The following is a 19654-nucleotide window of genomic DNA, read 5'->3' on the forward strand; positions in this document are numbered from 1 at the left end:
TGGACATGAATCCATCCAACGCAAGACGCCCACACAAGTCACCTGCGCACACTGTCAAAGATCAATCACTTGCGATCCGTTCTTCGAATCGCCCCCGAGACGTTTCGTCCCGGGTGAGCCGCCCATTCTACATCGTCTTTCCGGTCCGTCAACACCTGCAGCGAAGAATTTCTTGCTGCCGTTGTTGCCGTTGCGGGGAAGCCGTCGCGGCGGGGAGGCGAATAATAGGGAGGGCCTACCGGCCTGGCAAGCCATTTCGTGAAGTTTTTTTCAAATTTCTCGTAAGCGCTTGTTCTTTCATGGATCGATGCGCGGCAACGCCGCGCGGCGGCCATGGCGGCCGCCGCGCGAGCCTCAAGCCAGCTTCAAGGCGACGCGCGCGAAGTTGCGCTTGCCGATCTGCAGCACGCCTTCGAAGCCTGGGCCGAACGTGCGCTGGGCGTCTTCCACCACTTCCGAATCGATGCGCACCGCACGCTCCTTGAGCTTGCGGTTCGCTTCCGCATTGCTGGGCGTCAGCCCCGCCGCGGTCAGCAGCGCCGGCAGGCGCAGGCCTTCCGCCGGCACGGCGATCTCGGTCAGCGGCAGCAGGCTGGTATCGCCCTCCCCGCGCACCACCGCATGCCAGCCGGCAATCGCCTGCTCCGCCGCGGCCGCGCCGTGAAAGCGCGCCGCCAGCTCGCGCGCCAGGCGCAGCTTGGCGTCGCGCGGGTTGAGCGCGCCGCTGGCCACTTCGCTCTTCATACGAGCGAGCTCCTCGAGCGACACCTCGAAGCTCAGCAGCTCGAACCACCGCCACATCAACTCGTCGCCGATCTTCAGCGTCTTGGTGACGATGTCGATGGCCGGCTCATTGATGCCGATGTAGTTGCCCAGCGACTTGGACATCTTCTGTACGCCGTCCAGGCCTTCCAGCAGCGGCATGGTCAGCACGATCTGCGGCGGCTGCCCGTGATGCTCCTGCAGCGCGCGCCCCATCAGCAGATTGAACTTCTGGTCGGTGCCGCCCAGCTCCACGTCGCACTGCAGCGCCACCGAGTCGTAGCCCTGCACCAGCGGGTAGAGGAATTCGTGGATGGCGATCGACTGCTGCGCGGCATAGCGCTTGGCGAAGTCGTCGCGCTCCAGCATGCGCGCCACGGTGTGCTGCGCGGCCAGGCGGATCATGTCGGCCGCGCTCATCGTGCCGAACCACTCGGAATTGAAGCGCAGCTCGGTCTTGTCGCGGTCCAGCACCTTGTAGACCTGCTCGGCGTAGGTCTCGGCGTTGCGCAGCACGTCCTCGCGGGTGAGCGGCTTGCGCGTGACGTTCTTGCCGGTCGGGTCGCCGATCATGCCGGTGAAGTCGCCGATCAGGAAAATCACCTGGTGGCCTAGGTCCTGGAACTGCCGCATCTTGTTGAGCAGCACGGTGTGGCCCAGGTGCAGGTCCGGCGCGGTCGGGTCGAAGCCCGCCTTGATGCGCAGCGGACGCCCGGTCTTCAGCCGCTCGACCAGATCCTCCTGCTTGATGATTTCGTCGGCGCCGCGCGCGATGGTGGCCAGCGCCTGCTCAAGCTCGCTCATGTAGTCCTCAATTCCGGTGTTTGATGGTCCAGGGAAATGGCTCGGAGAAGCGACGGCCATCACGTCGGGAGGTTAATTGTGCGTTAACCAGAAAATTCACGCAAACCCTTGATGGGAAAGGCGTTGACGCACTTTGCACAGGGCCGTTATGGTACGCGGCATTACATAAATTTGTACCGCGGGGCACACGGGGCATGGGAGAGGCGAACAAGATCGCGCGCGCGGCGCGCAAACAGGCTATTCGCCGCAAGGCGCAACGACGCCACTCCCACTTCTACGAACGCTTCTCGCACTGGTCCTTCAGCAACCACAGCGAGGCCGAGCCGATCCGCTGGCACCGCGAACGCTGGATGCTCGCCGGCACGGCCATGCTGCTTACCGCGCTTTCCGGCTTCATCATTCCCGCCTGGGCCAGCGCGATGCGGCCCGATCCGGTTTCTTCCGCGCATGCCCTTATGCCGCTGGCCCTGCCCAAGGCGCTGCCGACCACGGTGCGCACGCCCACGGTGGAAGACTGGCGCATCGTGCAGGTGCAGCCGGGCCAGACGCTGTCGGACATCTTCCAGGGCCAGGGCCTCAGCCTCACCGACCTGCAGAACGTGATGGACCAGGCCGGCGACGCCGCCAAGGCGCTGCACAACATCCGCCCGGGCCAGGAGTTCGACTTCCTGCTGTCCGGCGACGGCGGCCTGCGCGGCATCCGCTTCGACAAGGACGAAGCCAGCCGCGTCATCGTCCGCTTCGACGGCAGCAAGCCGAGCATGACCGCGCAGGCGCGCGAAGTGGAACGCCGCGAGCACGTCGTGCACGGCACCATCGACAGCTCGCTGTTCGCCGCCGGCGCCAAGGCCGGCATGAGCACGGCGATGGTGCTGAAGCTGGCCGACCTCTTCAAATACGACGTCGACTTCGTGCAGGACCTGCGCGAAGGCGACACCTTCACCGTCATCTACGACGACATCTACCGCGACGGCGCCTATCTGCACGAAGGCGAGATCGTCGCCGCGGAATTCGTCAACCAGGGCGAGCGCTACACGGCATACCGCTTCAAGAAGGACGACGGCTCCTACGGCTGGTTCAGCGAGGACGGCCGCCCGATCCAGAAATCCTTCCTGCGCATCCCGGTCGACTTCACCCGCATCTCCTCGCAGTTCAGCGCGGCGCGCATGCACCCGGTGCTGGGCCTGATGCGCGCGCACAAGGGCGTGGACTACGCCGCGCCCACCGGCACGCCGATCCATGCGGCGGGCGACGGCGTGATCAAGTTCAAGGGCTGGATGAACGGCTACGGCAACTTCGTGATCATCCAGCACAACAGCTCGATCAGCACCGCCTACGGCCATATGTCGAAGTTCGCCAGCGAGCGCGTGGGCCAGCGCGTGAGCCAGGGTTCGGTGATCGGCTATGTCGGCATGACGGGCCTGGCCACCGGCCCGCACCTGCATTACGAATTCCGCATCAACGACGTGCAGCGCGACCCGCAGAAGGTCACCTTGCCCAAGCCCGAGCCGCTGCCGGCCGTGCAGCTGGCCAAGTTCAAGTCGACGGTGGTGCAGCCGCAGCTGGCCCGCCTGAAGGCGCTGGACGCCAACGTCAAGCTGGCCCGCGTGGATGGCGCCAAGCGCAACGACGACTGAGCCGCGGCTGCACGTGGCTGAGGCTCCCTCGTTTTATATCGGCCTGATTTCCGGCACCAGCGCGGACGGCATCGACGCCGCGCTGGTGCGCTTCGAACAGGACCGCCCCGAACTCGTCGCCGCCCTGGTCCATCCGTGGCCGGCGGAACTGCGCGCGCGCATCCTGGCAGTGGCGCAGGACGAAACGCGGCTGGACCTCGACGCCTACGGCCGCCTCGACGTCGCCATCGGCCAATGCTTCGCCGACGCCACCCTGCGCCTGCTCGCCGACAGCGGCACGCCCGCCAGCGCCGTGCGCGCGGTCGGCTCGCACGGCCAGACGCTGCGCCACCGGCCGCAGGGCGAACATCCTTTCACCCTGCAGGTGGGCGACCCTGCGGTGATCGCCGAGCGCTGCGGCATCGACGTGGTGGCCGACTTCCGCCGCGCCGACGTCGCCGCCGGCGGCCAGGGCGCGCCCCTGCTGCCGGCCGTGCACGCCATGCTGCTGGGCGCGGCGGGGCGCACCCGCGTGGTGCTCAATCTCGGCGGCATCGCCAACATCACGGTGCTGCGCGCGGACGGCCATGTGTTCGGCTTCGATACCGGCCCGGCCAACGGCTTGATGGATGCCTGGTGCCTGCGCCACCGCGGCACGGCCTACGACCGCGATGGCGCCTTCGCGCTGAGCGGCACGGTCGATGCGCCGCTGCTGGCAGCGCTGCTGGCCGATCCCTACTTCGCCCTTCCCGCGCCCAAGAGCACCGGCCGCGAACACTTCCACCTGGCCTGGCTCGATCGGCATGCGCGCGTCGCCGAACTGCCGCCGGCCGAGGTGCAGGCCACCTTGCTGGAACTGTCCGCCCGCAGCGTGGCCGAGGCGATCGCGCGGCACGCACCGGATGTCACAGAGGTATTGGCCTGCGGCGGCGGCGTGCATAACCGCGCGCTGATGCGGCGCCTGGCGGCCCTGCTCGACCCGGCCCGGGTGCGCAGCACGGCGGAAGAAGGGGTGGATCCGGATTACCTGGAGGCGACCGCCTTCGCCTGGCTGGCCCGGCAGCGCCTGCTCGGACGGCCCGGCAACCTGCCCGCGGTCACGGGCGCACGCGGCCCGCGCGTGCTCGGCGCGGTCTATCCCGCGCCGCTCTGCATGGCCTAGCCGCCCAGCGGCTCTTCGGACAAAGCGAGCTGCGAGGGCGACAGCTGGGTGGGCTGCGCCATCGACAGCGCCTGCACGGCTTCCTGGAAGGCGGCTTTCTCGCGCGCATCCCACTGGCCGCTGAGCACGGTCAGCTCGCCCGGGTCGAGCATGGTTTCGGCAAACACGTTGCCGCTCGGCGCCATGCCCAATCCGTGGCGCAGTGCGTGCAGCACCACGTCATTGATCGACCACTGGCGGTCCTTGGCCAGCGACTTGATGCGCTCGGCCATGAGATTGTCGATATGGCGAATCACGATGTCCGGCACAGGCGCTACTCCGTCTGTCCACGCATGGGCCCCCTGACCGGCATCATGGTGTACAGGCGGCGGCCGGCTTGCAAGTCGGCCATCCGGGGGAATCCGTGGTCAGGTTCGCACTCGTGCGGCGAACGCCATCGCAGTTGCGGGGCCCCGGTCAGCCGGTGCCGCGGGCCCGTTCTTCCGCGCGGTAGTGCGGCCACAGGTACAGGAACAGCGCGGTGGCCGGCAGCACCGCGATCACGGTGATCACGAAGTAAGTGCCGTAACCGGTGGCCGTGGCGATGCCGCCGGCGAAGAAACCCAGCAGCTTGCCCGGCAGGTTCACCAGGGAACTGAGCAGCGCGTACTGCGTGGCGGTGTGCTGGCGGTTGACCAGCGAGGACAGGAAGGCCACGGTCGGCGGCCCGAGTATCCCTAAGGTCAGGTTCTCGCCGGAGATCACCAGGGTCAGCACCAGCAGGTTGCCCGGATACATGATCACCAGCAGGTACAGCAGGTTGCTGGCGCCGCACAGCACGATGCTGGCGCCCAGCGTGCGCCACGCGCCCCAGCGCGCCACCGCGGCGCCGCCGATGAACACGCCGAGGATGCCGATCCAGATGCCGTAGATCTTGGTGATGGTGCCGATCTCGGTCTTGCTGAAGCCCATGTCGCGGTAGAACGGGCTCATCACGCCGCCGATGGTGGCCTGCTCCGGGATCTTGAACAGCAGGATGAAAGCCAGCGTCACGCCCGCCAGCAGCCAGCCGTAGCGGCGGAAGAAATCGGTGAACGGGTCGACCACCGCCTCGCGCATGGCCTCGCCCCAGTTGCGCGGCGCCTGGCGGATCACCTCCGGCTCGCGCGCCATCAAGGTGGTGAGGATCGGCAGGCTCATGCCGACCGCCATCGCCACATACACCCACGGCCACGGCACGTGGTCGGCCAGGATCAGCGCCAGCGCGCCCGCCGCCAGCAGGCCGATGCGATAACCCAGCGCATAGGTGGCCACCAGCGCGCCCTGCGCCTCCACCGAGGCGATCTCGATGCGGTAGGCGTCCACCGCGATGTCCTGGGTGGCGCCGAAGAACGCCACCACCAGGGTGGCGGCAATGAATGGCCCCAGGTTGGCCGGCGTCAGCGCGGCCATCGCCAGCAGGCCGCCGGCCACCACCAGCTGCGAGAACAGCAGCCAGCCGCGGCGCTGGCCCAGGCGGCGGAACAGCGGCAGCTTCCAGTGATCGAGCAGCGGCGCCCACACGAACTTGAACGCGTAGAACATGCCCGCGCTGGCGATCATGGTGATTTCTTTCAGCTCGACGCCGTTTTCCTTCAGCCAGTAAGCCAGGGTGCCGGCCACCAGCAGGAACGGCAGGCCGGAGGAAAAGCCGAGCAGGCACATGGTCCAGGCGGCCGGCTGGGAAAACGCCTGCCACACCGACGGACGCCTGGGCGACTGCGCGCCGGGCTTCGCCGCCGGCTCAGTCGGCATAGTCGACCGTATAGGGCGCGTGGTCGGAGAAGCGCTCGTCGCGGTAGATCGAGCAGCCCTTCAGGCGCTGGCGCAGCGAGGGCGTGACCACCTGGTAGTCGATGCGCCAACCCACGTTGTTCTCGCGCGCGCGGCCGCGGTTGGACCACCAGGTGTATTCCACCGCATCGGGCTTGATCGCGCGGAAGCTGTCCACCCAGCCGCGCTGCTTGAACAGCAGGTCCAGCCAGGCGCGCTCCTCGGGCAGGCAGCCGGAGTTCTTCTGGTTGGAGCTCCAGTTCTTGATGTCGTCCTTGGTGTGCACGATGTTCCAGTCGCCGCAGATGACGTAGTCGCGGCCGCTCTCCAGCCACTGCTGGAAGATCGGCGTGATCCACTCCATCACCTGGAACTTGAACTGCTGGCGCTCGTCGCCGGACGAACCCGAAGGCACGTACAGCGACACCACGCTCAGGTTGCCGAAGCGCGCCTCGATATAGCGCCCCTCGTCGTCGAACGGCGCCCAGCCCAGCGAGGTCAGCACCTGGTCCGGCTCGCGCCTGGCGTAGATCGCCACGCCGCTGTAGCCCTTCTTGGTGCTGGCGTCGCGGTAGAAGCAATGGTGGCCGTCGGGGCGGAACATCGGGTCGCTGAGCTGGTCTTCCTGCGCCTTGGTTTCCTGCAGGCAGACCACGTCGGCCTTCTGCTTGCGCAACCAGTCGAACACGCCTTTGTTGGCGGCGGAGCGGATGCCATTGGCGTTCAGGCTGACGATGCGCATGCGGGGTCCTCGGTGGATACGCCATCATAGCAACCATGTCCGAATCGCCCGCCATCCGCGTCGCGCCTGTCGCGCCCGCGTTCCGCCCCGCCGTGCTGGCCCTGCGCGTGCATCCCGACCAGTACGCCTTCGTCAGCCCGATCGAGGCCTCGCTGGCCGATGCCGAGCAATGCCACGGCAGCACGCCGATGGCGATCCTGCACGGCCATACGCTGGTGGGTTTCTACCGGATCGAGCAGCACGCCAGCACCATCGCGGAGCGCGACTACGCCGTACCCGCGCTGGGCCTGCGCTCGTTCTTCATCGGCGCCGACTGGCAAGGACGCGGCTTCGGCGCCGCCGCCGTGCCCGCGCTGGTCGCCGACCTGGCCACGCGCCATCCCGAAGCCCGCCTGCTGGTGCTCACCGTCAACTGCCGCAACCTGCCCGCGCTGGCGCTGTACCGGCGCGCCGGCTTCGAGGACAGCGGTGAGCTGTACCATGGCGGGCGTTCCGGGCCGCAGCATCTGATGTGGCTCCCCTTGCCCTGAATCCGCTTCCGACGAGAACTCCGCCGTGCACGACTACCAGCGCGACTTCATCGAACTCACCCTGCAGCGCGACGTGCTGCGCTTCGGCGAGTTCACGCTCAAATCCGGCCGCCAGAGCCCGTACTTCTTCAATATGGGCCGCATCGATTCCGGCGCCGCGCTGGCCCGCCTGGGCCGCGCCTACGCTTCGGCCCTGGTGAACTCGGGCGTGCCGGTGGACATGCTGTTCGGCCCTGCCTACAAGGGCATCCCGCTGGCCGCGGCCACCGCCATCGCGCTGGCCGACGAACATGGCCGCGACCTGCCCTGGGCCTACAACCGCAAGGAAGCCAAGGACCACGGCGAAGGCGGCGTGCTGGTCGGCGCGCCGCTGCAGGGGCGCGTGCTGATCGTGGACGACGTGATGACCGCCGGCACCGCCGTGCGCGAATCGCTGGCGCTGATCCGCGCGCAGGGCGCCACGCCGGCCGGCGTGCTGATCGCGCTGGACCGCCAGGAGCGCGGCACCGGCGCGCTGTCGGCCGCCCAGGAGGTGGCCGCCGACTACGGCATCCCGGTGATCGCCATCACCAGCCTCAGCGACGTGATGGCCTACGCCGGCGAGCGGCCGGAGCTGGCGGACGAATACGAACGCTTGATGGCCTATCGGGAACGCTATGGCGTGGCGGCCTGAGGCCACGGGGCGAACGGCGTCACATCCGCGAACATGCCTGAGCCGGACCATGCAGGGGCGAAGGCTATACTCCCAATTCACAGGGGGAATTCCATGCGTCGAACCAGTCTGATCCTAGCCGCCGTCATCGCGGTCGCCTGCGCCCATGCGCAGACGGAAAACACCAACGGCATGCGCTACAAGTGGCGCGACGGCCAGGGCCTGCCGCACTACAGCGACAGCCTCACCGGCGAAGCCATCAAGTACGGCTACGACGTGGTCAACGACCGCGGCCTGGTCATGCGCCACGTCGAGCGCCAGCTCAATCCCGAGGAACGCGAGGCCGCCCGCAAGGCCGCCGAGGAACAGGCCGCGCAGCAGCGCGCGGCGCAGGACCGCTCGCGCAACGACGCGCAGATGCTGGCCGCCTACCCCAGCGAGGCCGACTACAAGGCCTCGCTGCAGCAGGAAATCGACAATATCGACCAGCAGATCCGCACCACCCAGATCAACCTGCACAGCCAGGAAAAGGCGCTGACCGACCTGCTCACCCGAGCCGGCGACATGGAGCGCGCCAAGCAGGCGGTGCCGAAGTTCCTCAACGACGGCATCGCCAAGCAGCGCAACGTGGTGGCCGGCCAGCGCGCCGCGCTGGACCGCCAGCAGGCCGCCCGCGACGCAGCCAGCACCCGGATGACCACCCAGCTGCAGCACTACCGCGACCTGAAAGCCGCGCAGAACAAGAAGTAAGCCGGCCCCAAAAGAAAAACGCCACGCGATGCGTGGCGTTTTTTTATGCCTGGGCCAAGGCCCCGCGGATCAGAACGGCAGCTTCAGCGCCGGATCCACCGCATGCAGCTGCTCGCGGAACACCTGCTGGATGCGCTTGAGCGCCGCGTCGTTGTCGGCGTCGAAGCGCAGCACCAGGATCGGCGTGGTGTTGGACGGGCGCACCAGGCCCCAGCCGTCCGGCCAGTCGGCGCGCACGCCGTCGATGGTGGTCAGCGCGGCGTCGCCGAAGGTGGCGCTCTGGCGGAACTTCTCGATGAACTTGTAGTGCTCGCCTTCCTGCATCTCGATCTTCAGCTCCGGCGTGGACACGCCCTTGGGGCAGGTGGCGAAGATATCTTCCGGCGTACGCTCTTCCAGGTCGCCGGCCAGGATCTCCAGCAGGCGGGCGCCGGCGTAGATGCCGTCGTCGAAGCCGTACCAGCGCTCCTTGAAGAAGAAGTGGCCGCTCATCTCGCCGGCGAGTTCCGCGCCCGTCTCGCGCATCTTGCTCTTGATCAGCGAGTGGCCGGTGCGCCACATCAGCGGGCTGCCGCCGGCGTCGAGGATCTGGCCCTTGAGGTGCCCCGTGCACTTCACGTCGTAGATGATGGTGGCGCCGGGCTGGCGCGACAGCACGTCGCGCGCGAACAGCATGAGCGTGCGGTCGGGGAAGATGATCTCGCCGGTCCTGGTGACCACGCCCAGGCGGTCGCCGTCGCCGTCGAAGGCCACGCCGAGATCCGCGCCGGTGCTCTTCACCGCCAGGATCAGGTCTTCCAGGTTGTGCGGGTCGGAAGGGTCCGGATGGTGGTTCGGGAAGGTGCCGTCCACATCGCAGTACAGCGGGATGATTTCGCAGCCGATGCCTTCGAGCACCTGCGGCGCCACCGCGCCCGGGATGCCGTTGCCGCAGTCGACCACCACCTTCATGCGCCGGCCCGCCTGCACGTCGGAGGTGATGCGCTCGACGTAGTCCGGCACCACGTCGATATGGCGCAGCGAACCCTTGCCGCCGCGCTCCAGCTCGTTGGCGGCGATGCGGCGGTAGAGGTCCTGGATGGCGCCTTCGGACAGGGTCTCGCCGCCGACCACGATCTTGAAGCCGTTGTAGTCCGGCGGATTGTGGCTGCCGGTGACGGCCACGCCGCTGCCGGTGTTGAAGCGGTAGGCCGCGTAATAGACGACCGGCGTCGGCACGGCGCCGACGTCGATCACGTCGATGCCGGCCTCGCGCAGGCCGTCGGACAGCGCGCCGGCCAGTTCCGGGCCGGACAGGCGGCCGTCGCGGCCGACCACGATCTCGCGCAGGCCCTTCTCGCGCATCACCGTGCCGATGGACTGGCCGAGCAGGCGCGCCACGTCGACGGTGAGCGACTTGCCGACGATGCCGCGCACGTCGTACGCGCGGAAGATCGTCGGGTCCACCGTGACCGGACCGGGCGCCGGCGCGGCGGGCTTGGCGGGGCGGGCTTCCGGCTTGGCCGGCTCGGGCGTGTTGTCGATCAGGTCGGACAAAATCGGTTCCTCGTATGAAGTCTTGTGCTTGCCAAGGTTGAGGCCGGGGACGCGGCCGCGCAGCCACAGCAGATAAATGCCGCCGCCCAGTCCCAGCAAGGCCAGCAGGGCGGCCAGCGGCCACGACTTCGGCAGCACGATGTAGGCCGCGGGCAAGGCAGCGACCACGCTCAGGTTGCTGCCCGCCACCGGCTTGCCGGTGGCTTCGCTCTGTGCGGAGGCCGAGCCATGGGCGAGCAGTTGCAGGTCGCCGCGGCCGCGGTCGTCGCCCTGGCGAAGTTCCAGTCTGCCGCTTCCCGGCGGAACGGCGTTGAAACGTTCCTCCAGCGGAGCGAACGGAAGCTCGAACAGCACCCATGCGCTGGGCCGCTGGCGCGCGCCCATCGGCAGCACGAAGCTGAGGCTGCGCTCGCCGGCGCCCTTGGGCAGGGTCTGGGCGAGCGTATCGCCGTCGGCGGTCTGCGCGGCCATCAGCTGTGCGGCCCTGGCGTAGCCGAAGTCGCGGTAGTTGGCGTGCAGCACCTCGTCCAGGCTGCCGCTGTAGAACTCCACGGCCCGGGTCTGCGGCAGCTTGCCGCGCAGCACGGTGGCCGCGTAGGCGTGGTCGGCCTGGGCGGCGGCGGGGTCGAGCGCGTCGAGCTGCTGCTGCAGGGCGTGGCGTTCGCGCGTCAATTCCTCGGCCAGCGACTGCGCCGCCTGGTCCTGCGCCCGGTGCACGCGCTCGATCGCGGCGCCTTCGTCGGCGATCAGCCAGGTCTGCCAGGCGCAGAACAAACCGCTCACGACCAGCAGCGTGCCGCCGGCCAGCGGCAACAGCCGCCGCCAGTCGGACGCGCGCTCGCGCCATTCCATCGCGATGTCCATCGCCATCGTCCTGTCCCCTCTGCAGGCTCTCGAATACTTAGTTGACGCCGGTGGAGCCGAAACCGCCCTCGCCCCTCTGCGAAGGCTTGAACTCCGTCACCACGTTCAAGCGGGCCTGCGCCACCGGCACCAGCAGCAGCTGGGCGATGCGGTCGCCCACCTCGATGGTGTACGGCTGCGTGCCGCGGTTCCAGCAGGAAATCATCAGCGGCCCCTGGTAATCCGCGTCGATCACGCCTACCAGGTTGCCCATGACGAGCCCGTGTTTATGGCCCAGGCCCGAGCGCGGCACGATCAGCGCGCACCAGAGCGGATCGCCGATATGGATGGCCATGCCGCTGGGCACCAGCGCGCTTTCGCCGGGAGCCAAAGTGAGCGGCGCATCGATCGCGGCGCGCAGGTCCATGCCCGCGCTGCCGGCGGTCGCCGCCTGCGGCAGCGGGATGCTGTCGCCCAGCCGTGGATCGAGGATTTTCAGTTCGACGTCGACCAGGCCCGGCCGCACCGTCATGAGCGCACCGCCCGGTAGCGCTGCGCGATGCTCGCCACCAGCTCGCGGGCGAGTTGTTCCTTGCCTGCGCGCGGCAGCTCCAGCGAGCCGCCGGGCCAGTACACGTTCAATGCGTTGTCGGCGGCCTCGAAGCCGAGGCCGTTGCCCACCAGGTTTGCGGCGATCATGTCCAATCCCTTGCGCCGGAGCTTGTCCTGCGCGTAATCCGCCACATCATGCGTTTCCGCAGCGAATCCGACCAGGAAAGGGTGCACGGTTTGGGCGGCCAGGCTGGCGAGGATGTCGGGATTCTCGGCCAGCGCCAGGGTCAGCCCGGCGCCGTCCTGCTTCTTGATCTTCTGGCCGGCCACGCTGGCCGGGCGGTAGTCGCCCACCGCGGCGGCGCCGACGTAGATGTCCGCCCCGGCGGTGGCGGCCAGCACGGCGGCATGCATTTCGGCGGCGCTGCGCACGTCCACGCGCCGTGCCACGCCATGCGGCGTGGCCAGGTGCACCGGGCCGGCGACCAGGGTCACCTGCGCGCCGGCATCCGCGGCGGCGCCGGCCACGGCGAAGCCCATGCGGCCGGAGCTGCGGTTGCCGATGAAGCGGACCGGGTCGATGTCTTCGTAGGTCGGCCCCGCGCTCACCACCATCTTCAGGCCGCGCAGCGCGCCGTCGCCGAACGAGCCCACCAGGGCCGCGCGCAATTCCAGCGCTTCGAGCATGCGGCCGGAACCGATATCGCCGCAGGCCTGGTCGCCCGAGGCCGGGCCGAGCAGGTGCACGCCGCGGCGACGCAGGGTGTCGACATTTTCCTGCACGGCCGGATGCGCCCACATCTGCTGGTTCATCGCCGGCGCCACGTACAGCGGCGCGGCGCTGGCCAGGCACAGCGTGGTGAGCAGGTCGTTGGCCATGCCATGCGCGAGGCGGGCGATCAGGTCGGCGCTGGCGGGCGCGACGATGATGCGTTCGGCCCAGCGCGCCAGCTCGATATGGCCCATGGCCATCTCCGCCTGCTCGTCCCACAGGCTCACCCGCACGGCTTCGCCGGACAGGGCCTGGAAAGTGGTGGCGCTGACGAAATGGGTGGCGCTTTCCGTCATCACCACGCGGACCTGAGCGCCCAGGTCGCGCAGGCGGCGGACCAGCTCGCAGGCTTTGTAGGCGGCGATGCCGCCCGACACGCCGAGCAGGATGCGACGGTTGGCAAGTTGCATGTAGGACAGGCCTGACAAACGGGCAGACGCCAAGCTTACCGGAATCAACCGCGTCTTCCGCTGCAGGCGCCGGCGCGATTGCGGCATCGTGAGCGAATGAGCATTCGAGACTGGCCAGCCGGGGAACGTCCGCGCGAAAAACTGCTGCAGCAAGGCACGTCCGCGCTGTCGGATGCGGAGCTGCTCGCCGTGCTGCTGGGCAGCGGCGTGGCCGGCGTCGATGCGCTCACCCTCGGCCGCCAGTTGCTGGCCGAAGCCGGCGGCATCCATGCATTGCTGGCCGACCCCCACACCACCACGCGCATGCCCGGCATCGGCCCGGCCAAGCGGGCACGCGTGATCGCCGCGCTGGAGCTGGCGCGCCGCTCCTTGAACGAACAGCTGCGCACGGGCGCCGCGCTGCGCAGTCCGCGCGACAGCGGCGACTTCCTCCGCGCCAAGCTGCGCCACCTGCCCTACGAAGTTTTCGCCTGCCTGTACCTGGACAACCGCCACCGCGTGCTGGCCTACGAGGAGCTGTTCCGTGGCACCATCGACGGCGCCAGCGTGCATCCGCGCGAAGTGGTGCGCGCCTGCCTCAAGCACAACGCCAGCGCGGTGATCTTCGCCCACAACCATCCGTCGGGCGTGGCCGAGCCCAGCCTGGCCGACCGCGCCATCACCCGCAGCCTGCGCGATGCGCTGCAGCTGGTCGAAGTGCGCGTGCTGGACCACCTGGTGATCGGCGCCGCCGAACCGGTGTCGATGGCCTCGCTGGGCCTGCTCTGAGCGCGGGCGGGTGCCGTTTGACCCGGAAAGAATAACGGCGCGGTGGGGACCGCGCCGTCAGGCCGTTTTTGGGGAGGTGAGAGGGACGGCGTCTCGCATACCCGTCGGCGGGGAGGGTGCCTGGGGTACGGGCGGCATTGTGGCAGTGCGGCATGACAGGACAGTGACGTGCCGGCGGGCTCCGCCGGAAGCCGGGCCGGCGCGACTTATGCACATCGGCCTCAGATGGCCGCTTAGCGGTCATTCCGTCGACACTCGTGAAATTGTCAATGCAAGCTATTGATACTACGTGGAAATTTAAGTGACATATACGTTTCCGCCGCGCAAAAACCCACGACGCTCCCGCCAGCCCTTACTTTCCCCACAGAGTTATCCACAGCCCCCGCAGCCGCGCCGCAGCATGCCCGCGCGCCGCCTTCCGCCGCCCCGCCCAGGCCTCGGAGCGGGCCGCCCCGCTCTGCTAGGATTGCCGGTTCCATCGAAGCCAGACCCAGCCCCGTGAAACAAGCGCTGCGCGATTTGCTGCTGCAGGCCATCCGGTCCCTGCAGAACGACTCCACTCTGCCCGCCGAGCTCGAAGTGCCGAACTTCGTGATCGAGCGCACGCGCAGCCGCGACCACGGCGATTTCGCCAGCAACGCGGCCATGCTGCTGGCCAAGCCGGCCCGCGCCAAGCCGCGCGAACTGGCCGAGAAACTGGTGGCCGCCCTGCCCGCCAATGCGCAGGTGGCGAAGATCGAGATCGCCGGCCCCGGCTTCATCAACTTCTTCCTGGCGCCCGGCGCCTACCACGCCGAGCTGCGCCGCATCCTGGGCGAGGGCGACGCCTACGGCCGCAACGACAGCGGCAAGGGCGTGGTCGCCGGCGTGGAATTCGTCTCGGCCAACCCGACCGGCCCGCTGCACGTGGGCCACGGCCGCGCCGCGGCGATCGGCGACTGCCTGAGCCGCCTGCTCGACGCCAACGGCTGGGCGGTGCGGCGCGAGTTCTACTACAACGACGCCGGCGTGCAGATCCAGAACCTGGCCATCTCGACGCAGGCGCGCGCGCGCGGCCTGGCGCCGGACCAGGCCGGCTGGCCGGAAGACGGCTACCGCGGCGACTACATCGCCGACGTGGCCCGCGCCTACATGGCCGGCGAATCCGTGCTGGCCGACGGCCACACCGTCACCGGCGCCAAGGATGCCGACGACCTCGAGGCCATCCGCCAGTTCGCCGTGGCCAGCCTGCGCCGCGAACAGGACCTGGACCTGAAAGCCTTCGGCGTCGGCTTCGACACCTATTTCCTGGAGTCCTCGCTGTACAGCGGCGGCAAGGTGGAGGAGACCGTGCGCGAACTGGTCGCCCACGGCCACACCTACGAGGAAGGCGGCGCGCTGTGGCTGCGCTCGACCGACTTCGGCGACGACAAGGACCGCGTGATGCGCAAGTCCGACGGCACGTTCACTTATTTCGTGCCGGACGTGGCCTACCACCGCAGCAAGTGGCAGCGCGGCTACGTGCGCGCCATCACCGAGCTGGGTTCGGACCACCACGGCAGCCTGGCCCGCGTGAAGGCCGGCCTGCAGGCGCTGGATTGCGGCATCCCCAAGGGCTGGCCGGAATACGTGCTGCACCAGATGGTGACCGTGATGCGCGGCGGCGAAGAGGTGAAGATCTCCAAGCGCGCCGGCAGCTACGTCACCCTGCGCGACCTGATCGACGAAGTGGGCAAGGACGCCACGCGCTTCTTCCTGATCTCGCGCAAGGCCGACTCGCAGCTGGTGTTCGACATCGACCTGGCGCGCTCGCAGAGCAACGACAACCCGGTCTATTACATCCAGTACGCCCATGCCCGCGTCTGCCGCGTGCTGGAAGAACTGGCCGAGCGCGGCCTGCCGGCGCTGGATACCGCCGCGGGCGCGGCGCATTTCGAGCGGCTGGACACGGCGCACGAGCAGGCCCTGTTCGTGGAGCTGTCGCGCTATCCGGAAGTGGTGGAAGCGGCGGCCGGCAATCTGGAACCGCACCTGATCGCGCAGTACCTGCGCGACCTCGCCGGCGCCCTGCACAGTTACTATCACGAGCATAAGTGGATCGTGGACGACGCCGGGCTGCGCAACGCGCGCATCACCCTGGCGGTCGCGGCACGCCAGGTCATCCGCAACGGTTTGGATTTGCTGGGACTCAGTGCCCCGGAGAAGATGTAAATGGCAGCACGCAAGGGCAAGGGCCGTCAGGCCGTGCGCAACAACAGCGGCGGGTTTCCGGCCTGGGGCTGGGCCATCGTCGGCATCGCGGTCGGCGCGCTGCTGATGTTCGCCATGCGCGGCAAGCTGCCCATGGGCGGCCGCGCCGGCGACGCGCCGCAGCCCAACGCGCAGGCCACCGCCCAGCACGGCAGCGATGCCGGCGCGGTGGAACCGGCCAGTGCCGACTCCACGCCCGCCGCGCCGAAGAAGCCGCAGTTCGATTTCTACTCTGTACTGTCGGAGAAGGAAGTGCGCATTCCCGACGCCGAGATCAGCGCGCAGGCGCGCGCCGAGCAGCAGAAGCAGGCCGCCGCGCAGCAGGCGCAAGCCCAGGCCCAGGCGGCGCAGCAGGCCCAGCAGCAGGCGGCCGCGCAGCGCGCCGCGGCGGCGAATGCGCCGGCCGCGGTCACCGAGAACGTCACCGCGGCGCCGGCTGCCGCGGTCGCGCCGCCGGCCGCGGGCGGTGGCGGCTATCTGCTGCAGGTGGGTGCGTTTCCGAGCGCCTCCGATGCGGAAAGCCTGAAGGCCAAGCTGGCGCTGCAGGGTTTCGTCGCCAACGTGGCTTCGGTCAACGTCAACGGCCAGACCTACAACCGCGTGCGCCTTGGCCCGTTCAAGTCGGCCACGGAGCTTGAGTCGACCAAGCAGCGCTTGTCCTCGGCCGGTTTCAATGCGATCGCGCTGAAGGAAGGCCGCTGAGCCGCCACTACGGCTTCGCGATTAAAAAAGCCGCGCGAATGCGCGGCTTTTTCTTTGGCTGAGCGTCTGGCGTAGGTTGGGGTGAGCCGAAGGCGAACCCCAACAATGCGATGCGCCTGGATGAGGTCGTGTTGGGGTTCGCCTTCGGCTCACCCCAACCTACGCCGATCAACGCTTGCGCTTGAGCCGGATCAGCGCCGAGATATCGTCGTCGCCATAACCCTGCGCCATCAGCTCGGCGTAGTCGGCCAGCGACTTTTCGATCACCGTGCGGTCCGTGCCCGCGCCCTCGGCGATGCGGTTCACGATGCCCAAGTCCTTGTGCAGCAGGGCCAGCTTGAAGCCCACGCTGAATTCGTCGCGCAGCATGGTGGCGCCGCGCTTCTCCAGGAACCAGCTGCCGGCCGCGCCGGCGCCCAGGGTCGGCAGCAGGCGCTCCGCTTCCAGTCCCAGCGCCTCGCCCAGCGCCAGGCCCTCGCACACCGCCTGCGCGATGCCGGCCACCAGCACCTGGTTCACCGCCTTGGTGGCCTGGCCGGCGCCGACGGCGCCCAGGTGGGTGACGCGCAGCGCATAGGCTTCCAGCACCGGACGCGCGCGTTCCAGCACCGCGGCGTCGCCGCCGACCATCACCGAGAGCTTGCCGTTCTTGGCGCCTTCCACGCCGCCGGACACCGGCGCGTCGAGGAAATCCACGCCGGCCGCCGCCAGCCGTGCGGCCGCGCGTTTGGCGGTGTCGGGCGCCACGGTGGAGTGATCGACCACGATGGCGCCGCGCTTCAAGTGCGGCAGCATGGTGTCGATGGTGGCCAGCACGTCGGCATCGGCAGTCACGCACAGCGCGATCACATCGCACTGCGCGGCCAGCTGTTCCAGCGGCGGGGCGGTCACGCCCAGTTCGCGCGCCAGCGCATCGGCCTTGGCCTGGGTGCGGTTGGCCACCGCGTGCAGCAGGCCCTTGGAGTTCAGATGTCCGGCCATCGGCGCGCCCATGGCGCCGAGACCGACGAAAGCTGCCTTGAGGCTCATCGGGGAATTCCAGCAGAGGAGAAACACGGCCGCCCCGGAAGGCGGAGCGGCCTATGTTAGCGGCGGTGCACGTCGTGCGTGACGAATGGCTTCTCCGCCGTGGGCCGCTCCAGCCACTGCGGATGCGCCAGCGTGTGGCGCATGTCGGCCAGGCCGCTCTCCCAGTGCGAGTGCATGCTGGTCAGGCTGAACTCGTAGTCCTTGTAATGGCCTTCGTACGGCTTGTCGCGGTAGATCAGGTGGATCAGGTTGGTCAGCGCGCCGGAAGCCTGCGCCTGCGCGCGCTTGAAAGCCGGATCGTCGTGTTTGTCCGCCGGCACCAGGGCCATCAGGTCGTGCAGCAGGCGCTGGTTTTCCTGGTTCAGCCGCATGTATTCGGTGATCAGGCGGGTGCGGCTGGAATACTGGATTTCCTTGGAGCGCTCGGCCACGCCGGACAGATCGCGCGGCAGCTCGCCGGTGGCGCGCCACAGGTCGACCTGGAAGATCAGCGCATCGTGGCAGGGCCGGTCCGACAGCACCTTGTACAGCGGCGTGTTGGAAACCATGCCGCCGTCCCAGTAGAACTCGCCGTCGATCTCCACCGCGGGGAAGCCCGGCGGCAGCGCGCCGGAGGCCATGAAATGCTCCACCCGCAGCTTGCCGTGGCTGTTGTCGAAGTAGGCGAAGTTGCCGGTGCGCACGTTCACCGCGCCCACCGACACGCGCATCGAACGCGGGTCGTTGACGCGGTCGAAATCCACCAGCCGCTCCAGCGTGCTGCGCAGCGGCGCGGTGTCGTACCAGCTCACGTCGCCGGGACCGGAAGCGCGGTGGAACGGCAGGAACGGCGGCGGCAGGCGCGGCACGAAGAAACCCGCCTGTCCTTCGAGCAGCGCGCGCCACGCGGCCAGGCTGCTGAAGCCGTTCTGCAGCGCCAGCGGCCAGCCGCCGCTGTCGAACGCGGGCGTGGCGGGGAAATACGGCGGCTTGCAGATGGTTTCCCAGAATTCGCGCAGCTTCTCCACGCGCTGGCCGATCGGATTGCCGGCAATGATCGCGGCATTCAAGGCGCCGATCGAAATGCCTGCCAGCCAGCGCGGCCGCAGATCCGCCTCGGCCAGCGCCTGGTACACACCGGCCTGGTAGGCGCCGAGCGCGCCGCCGCCCTGCAGCACCAGGGCCACGGTGGAGTACGACTCGCGCACCATCTTCGCCAGCGCTTCCTTGCTGTCGTCTTGTGTCGCCTTGCCCATGGGCTCAAGCCTCCGCCAGGTAGTCGTACACCACTTCGCCCAGGTCCAGGGTCAGATCGGTGATGAAGTGCAGCGCCGATTCAACTTTAAGCACCGGCAGGTCCGCCACCGGCGCCAGCGCATGCGAGTGCAGCTCCAGCGCGGCCGGTCCGGTCCAGGCGCCCTTGAGCGTGACATTGGTGGTGAAGTAGCGCACCAGCTCGCAGATGCGCGGGCTGCCGTCCACGTGCGGGATGATCTTGAGCAGGAAATTCGGCGCAGCCAGCGACGCGAGCACCGCGGCGCGGTCGGCCTCGGCGTGCTTGAAGCCCATGGTGGCCTTGGCCACGCGCACCTTGCCGTAGTCGAGCGTGCCGACCAGGGTGTCGATCTCGGTTTCCAGCACCGGGCTGGCCAGTTTCTTGGGGAAGCCCCACAGCTCGCGGCCGCCGGCGATCGGCGGATGGTCGTTCAAATACATCGAATGCACGTAGCCGCCGTGCACGCCGCGGAAACTCACCGGTATCACCTGGCCCGACTCGGTGTAGTCGCCGAAGCCGGTGGAATCGGGCATGCGGATGAATTCGTACTTCACCAGCGGCTCGGTGATCTCCAGCGGCTCCGGCACCACGGCGCGCAGCGCGTCGAGGTCGGTGCGGTAGGTGATGACCAGGAACTCGCGGTTGACGAAACGATAGGGCCCGCGCGGAAACGCGGGGCTGGTCAGCGGCATGGCGAACGCATTGGCCTTGACGTCGGCGATCTTCATCGAGCCATCCTCCTGGCGATC

18 protein-coding genes are annotated in these 19654 nt (G+C 68.6%); 8 read left to right on the forward strand and 10 right to left on the reverse strand.

Annotated features, from left to right (window positions below; genetic code table 11):
- Positions 1 to 354: 354 nt before the first annotated feature.
- A complete protein-coding gene (gene tyrS / locus FHW84_RS03530) occupies positions 355 to 1566 on the reverse strand; it encodes a tyrosine--tRNA ligase (RefSeq protein ID WP_167252765.1) in 1212 nt (403 codons plus the stop codon).
- Between the two features lie 194 nt (positions 1567 to 1760).
- Between tyrS and FHW84_RS03535 the strand changes: the two genes are divergently transcribed.
- Positions 1761 to 3203 carry a peptidoglycan DD-metalloendopeptidase family protein gene (locus FHW84_RS03535; protein WP_167252766.1) on the forward strand — a complete coding sequence of 481 codons (1443 nt, stop codon included), beginning with the start codon at positions 1761 to 1763 and terminating at the stop codon, positions 3201 to 3203.
- A 13-nt stretch (positions 3204 to 3216) separates the two neighbouring features.
- Positions 3217 to 4344, forward strand: coding sequence for an anhydro-N-acetylmuramic acid kinase (locus tag FHW84_RS03540; RefSeq protein WP_167252767.1), 1128 nt, complete (start codon positions 3217 to 3219; stop codon positions 4342 to 4344).
- On the opposite strand, the gene FHW84_RS03545 is transcribed toward FHW84_RS03540, so the two are convergent.
- The 3 genes from FHW84_RS03545 to FHW84_RS03555 form a co-directional block, all read right to left on the reverse strand.
- On the reverse strand, positions 4341 to 4652 hold the full coding sequence (locus FHW84_RS03545) for a hypothetical protein (protein WP_167252768.1): 312 nt from the start codon (positions 4650 to 4652) through the stop codon (positions 4341 to 4343). The genes FHW84_RS03540 and FHW84_RS03545 overlap by 4 nt on opposite strands.
- Before the next feature lie 148 nt (positions 4653 to 4800).
- Positions 4801 to 6027, reverse strand: coding sequence for an MFS transporter (locus FHW84_RS03550; protein WP_167253735.1), 1227 nt, complete (start codon positions 6025 to 6027; stop codon positions 4801 to 4803).
- A gap of 79 nt (positions 6028 to 6106) precedes the next feature.
- Positions 6107 to 6877 (reverse strand): exodeoxyribonuclease III, encoded by a 771-nt coding sequence (locus tag FHW84_RS03555; RefSeq protein ID WP_167252769.1) that lies wholly within the window; start codon positions 6875 to 6877, stop codon positions 6107 to 6109.
- Between the two features lie 35 nt (positions 6878 to 6912).
- Between FHW84_RS03555 and FHW84_RS03560 the strand changes: the two genes are divergently transcribed.
- The 3 genes from FHW84_RS03560 to FHW84_RS03570 all read left to right on the forward strand — a co-directional run bounded on the left by FHW84_RS03560 (position 6913) and on the right by FHW84_RS03570 (position 8809).
- A complete protein-coding gene (locus FHW84_RS03560; RefSeq protein ID WP_167252770.1) occupies positions 6913 to 7407 on the forward strand; it encodes a GNAT family protein in 495 nt (164 codons plus the stop codon).
- 25 nt (positions 7408 to 7432) lie between these two features.
- The gene (gene pyrE / locus FHW84_RS03565) at positions 7433 to 8080 is read left to right on the forward strand and encodes an orotate phosphoribosyltransferase (RefSeq protein WP_167252771.1); all 648 of its coding nucleotides are present in this window, start codon (positions 7433 to 7435) and stop codon (positions 8078 to 8080) included.
- A gap of 93 nt (positions 8081 to 8173) precedes the next feature.
- A complete protein-coding gene (locus tag FHW84_RS03570) occupies positions 8174 to 8809 on the forward strand; it encodes a DUF4124 domain-containing protein (protein ID WP_167252772.1) in 636 nt (211 codons plus the stop codon).
- Between the two features lie 69 nt (positions 8810 to 8878).
- On the opposite strand, the gene FHW84_RS03575 is transcribed toward FHW84_RS03570, so the two are convergent.
- Genes FHW84_RS03575 through coaBC form a run of 3 tightly spaced genes read right to left on the reverse strand, consistent with a single transcriptional unit; the run spans position 8879 to position 12922 of the window.
- Entirely contained in the window at positions 8879 to 11215 is a 2337-nt protein-coding gene (locus FHW84_RS03575) for a phosphomannomutase/phosphoglucomutase (protein WP_167252773.1), read from the reverse strand.
- Between the two features lie 31 nt (positions 11216 to 11246).
- Positions 11247 to 11702 (reverse strand): dUTP diphosphatase, encoded by a 456-nt coding sequence (dut, locus tag FHW84_RS03580; protein ID WP_167253737.1) that lies wholly within the window; start codon positions 11700 to 11702, stop codon positions 11247 to 11249.
- 14 nt (positions 11703 to 11716) lie between these two features.
- Entirely contained in the window at positions 11717 to 12922 is a 1206-nt protein-coding gene (gene coaBC, locus FHW84_RS03585) for a bifunctional phosphopantothenoylcysteine decarboxylase/phosphopantothenate--cysteine ligase CoaBC (protein ID WP_167252774.1), read from the reverse strand.
- Positions 12923 to 13018: 96 nt separating this feature from the next.
- Here coaBC and radC point away from each other — a divergent pair, with 96 nt between their 5' ends.
- The 3 genes from radC (at position 13019) to FHW84_RS03600 (ending at position 16621) form a co-directional block, all read left to right on the forward strand.
- Positions 13019 to 13690, forward strand: a complete 672-nt coding sequence (gene radC / locus FHW84_RS03590; protein ID WP_167252775.1) for a DNA repair protein RadC — start codon at positions 13019 to 13021, stop codon at positions 13688 to 13690.
- Positions 13691 to 14188: 498 nt separating this feature from the next.
- On the forward strand, positions 14189 to 15880 hold the full coding sequence (gene argS, locus FHW84_RS03595) for an arginine--tRNA ligase (protein WP_167252776.1): 1692 nt from the start codon (positions 14189 to 14191) through the stop codon (positions 15878 to 15880).
- Complete coding sequence (locus FHW84_RS03600) at positions 15881 to 16621, forward strand: SPOR domain-containing protein (RefSeq protein ID WP_167252777.1); 741 nt, start codon at positions 15881 to 15883, stop codon at positions 16619 to 16621.
- 168 nt (positions 16622 to 16789) lie between these two features.
- Here FHW84_RS03600 and FHW84_RS03605 read toward each other — a convergent pair whose 3' ends face one another.
- The 3 genes from FHW84_RS03605 to FHW84_RS03615 are packed head-to-tail and all read right to left on the reverse strand — an operon-like array spanning position 16790 to position 19633.
- On the reverse strand, positions 16790 to 17650 hold the full coding sequence (locus FHW84_RS03605) for an NAD(P)-dependent oxidoreductase (protein ID WP_167252778.1): 861 nt from the start codon (positions 17648 to 17650) through the stop codon (positions 16790 to 16792).
- A 56-nt stretch (positions 17651 to 17706) separates the two neighbouring features.
- Positions 17707 to 18885, reverse strand: a complete 1179-nt coding sequence (locus tag FHW84_RS03610) for a patatin-like phospholipase family protein (protein ID WP_167252779.1) — start codon at positions 18883 to 18885, stop codon at positions 17707 to 17709.
- A gap of 4 nt (positions 18886 to 18889) precedes the next feature.
- Positions 18890 to 19633, reverse strand: a complete 744-nt coding sequence (locus tag FHW84_RS03615) for an acetoacetate decarboxylase (RefSeq protein ID WP_167252780.1) — start codon at positions 19631 to 19633, stop codon at positions 18890 to 18892.
- Positions 19634 to 19654: the final 21 nt, after the last annotated feature.

Source organism: Dyella sp. SG562, assembly GCF_011759495.1.
Lineage (GTDB): Bacteria > Pseudomonadota > Gammaproteobacteria > Xanthomonadales > Rhodanobacteraceae > Dyella_D > Dyella_D marensis.

What these genes read in the sequence shown, in the direction of transcription:
- FHW84_RS03600 (WP_167252777.1), top strand. Translation starts at nt 15,881, where the DNA reads ATGGCAGCACGCAAGGGCAAGGGCCGTCAGGCCGTGCGCAACAACAGC.
- tyrS (WP_167252765.1), bottom strand. Translation starts at nt 1,566, where the DNA reads ATGAGCGAGCTTGAGCAGGCGCTGGCCACCATCGCGCGCGGCGCCGAC.
- radC (WP_167252775.1), top strand. Translation starts at nt 13,019, where the DNA reads ATGAGCATTCGAGACTGGCCAGCCGGGGAACGTCCGCGCGAAAAACTG.
- FHW84_RS03550 (WP_167253735.1), bottom strand. Translation starts at nt 6,027, where the DNA reads ATGTGCCTGCTCGGCTTTTCCTCCGGCCTGCCGTTCCTGCTGGTGGCC.
- FHW84_RS03535 (WP_167252766.1), top strand. Translation starts at nt 1,761, where the DNA reads ATGGGAGAGGCGAACAAGATCGCGCGCGCGGCGCGCAAACAGGCTATT.
- coaBC (WP_167252774.1), bottom strand. Translation starts at nt 12,922, where the DNA reads ATGCAACTTGCCAACCGTCGCATCCTGCTCGGCGTGTCGGGCGGCATC.
- FHW84_RS03575 (WP_167252773.1), bottom strand. Translation starts at nt 11,215, where the DNA reads ATGGCGATGGACATCGCGATGGAATGGCGCGAGCGCGCGTCCGACTGG.
- FHW84_RS03560 (WP_167252770.1), top strand. Translation starts at nt 6,913, where the DNA reads ATGTCCGAATCGCCCGCCATCCGCGTCGCGCCTGTCGCGCCCGCGTTC.
- FHW84_RS03570 (WP_167252772.1), top strand. Translation starts at nt 8,174, where the DNA reads ATGCGTCGAACCAGTCTGATCCTAGCCGCCGTCATCGCGGTCGCCTGC.
- FHW84_RS03610 (WP_167252779.1), bottom strand. Translation starts at nt 18,885, where the DNA reads ATGGGCAAGGCGACACAAGACGACAGCAAGGAAGCGCTGGCGAAGATG.
- FHW84_RS03615 (WP_167252780.1), bottom strand. Translation starts at nt 19,633, where the DNA reads ATGAAGATCGCCGACGTCAAGGCCAATGCGTTCGCCATGCCGCTGACC.
- FHW84_RS03605 (WP_167252778.1), bottom strand. Translation starts at nt 17,650, where the DNA reads ATGAGCCTCAAGGCAGCTTTCGTCGGTCTCGGCGCCATGGGCGCGCCG.
- FHW84_RS03555 (WP_167252769.1), bottom strand. Translation starts at nt 6,877, where the DNA reads ATGCGCATCGTCAGCCTGAACGCCAATGGCATCCGCTCCGCCGCCAAC.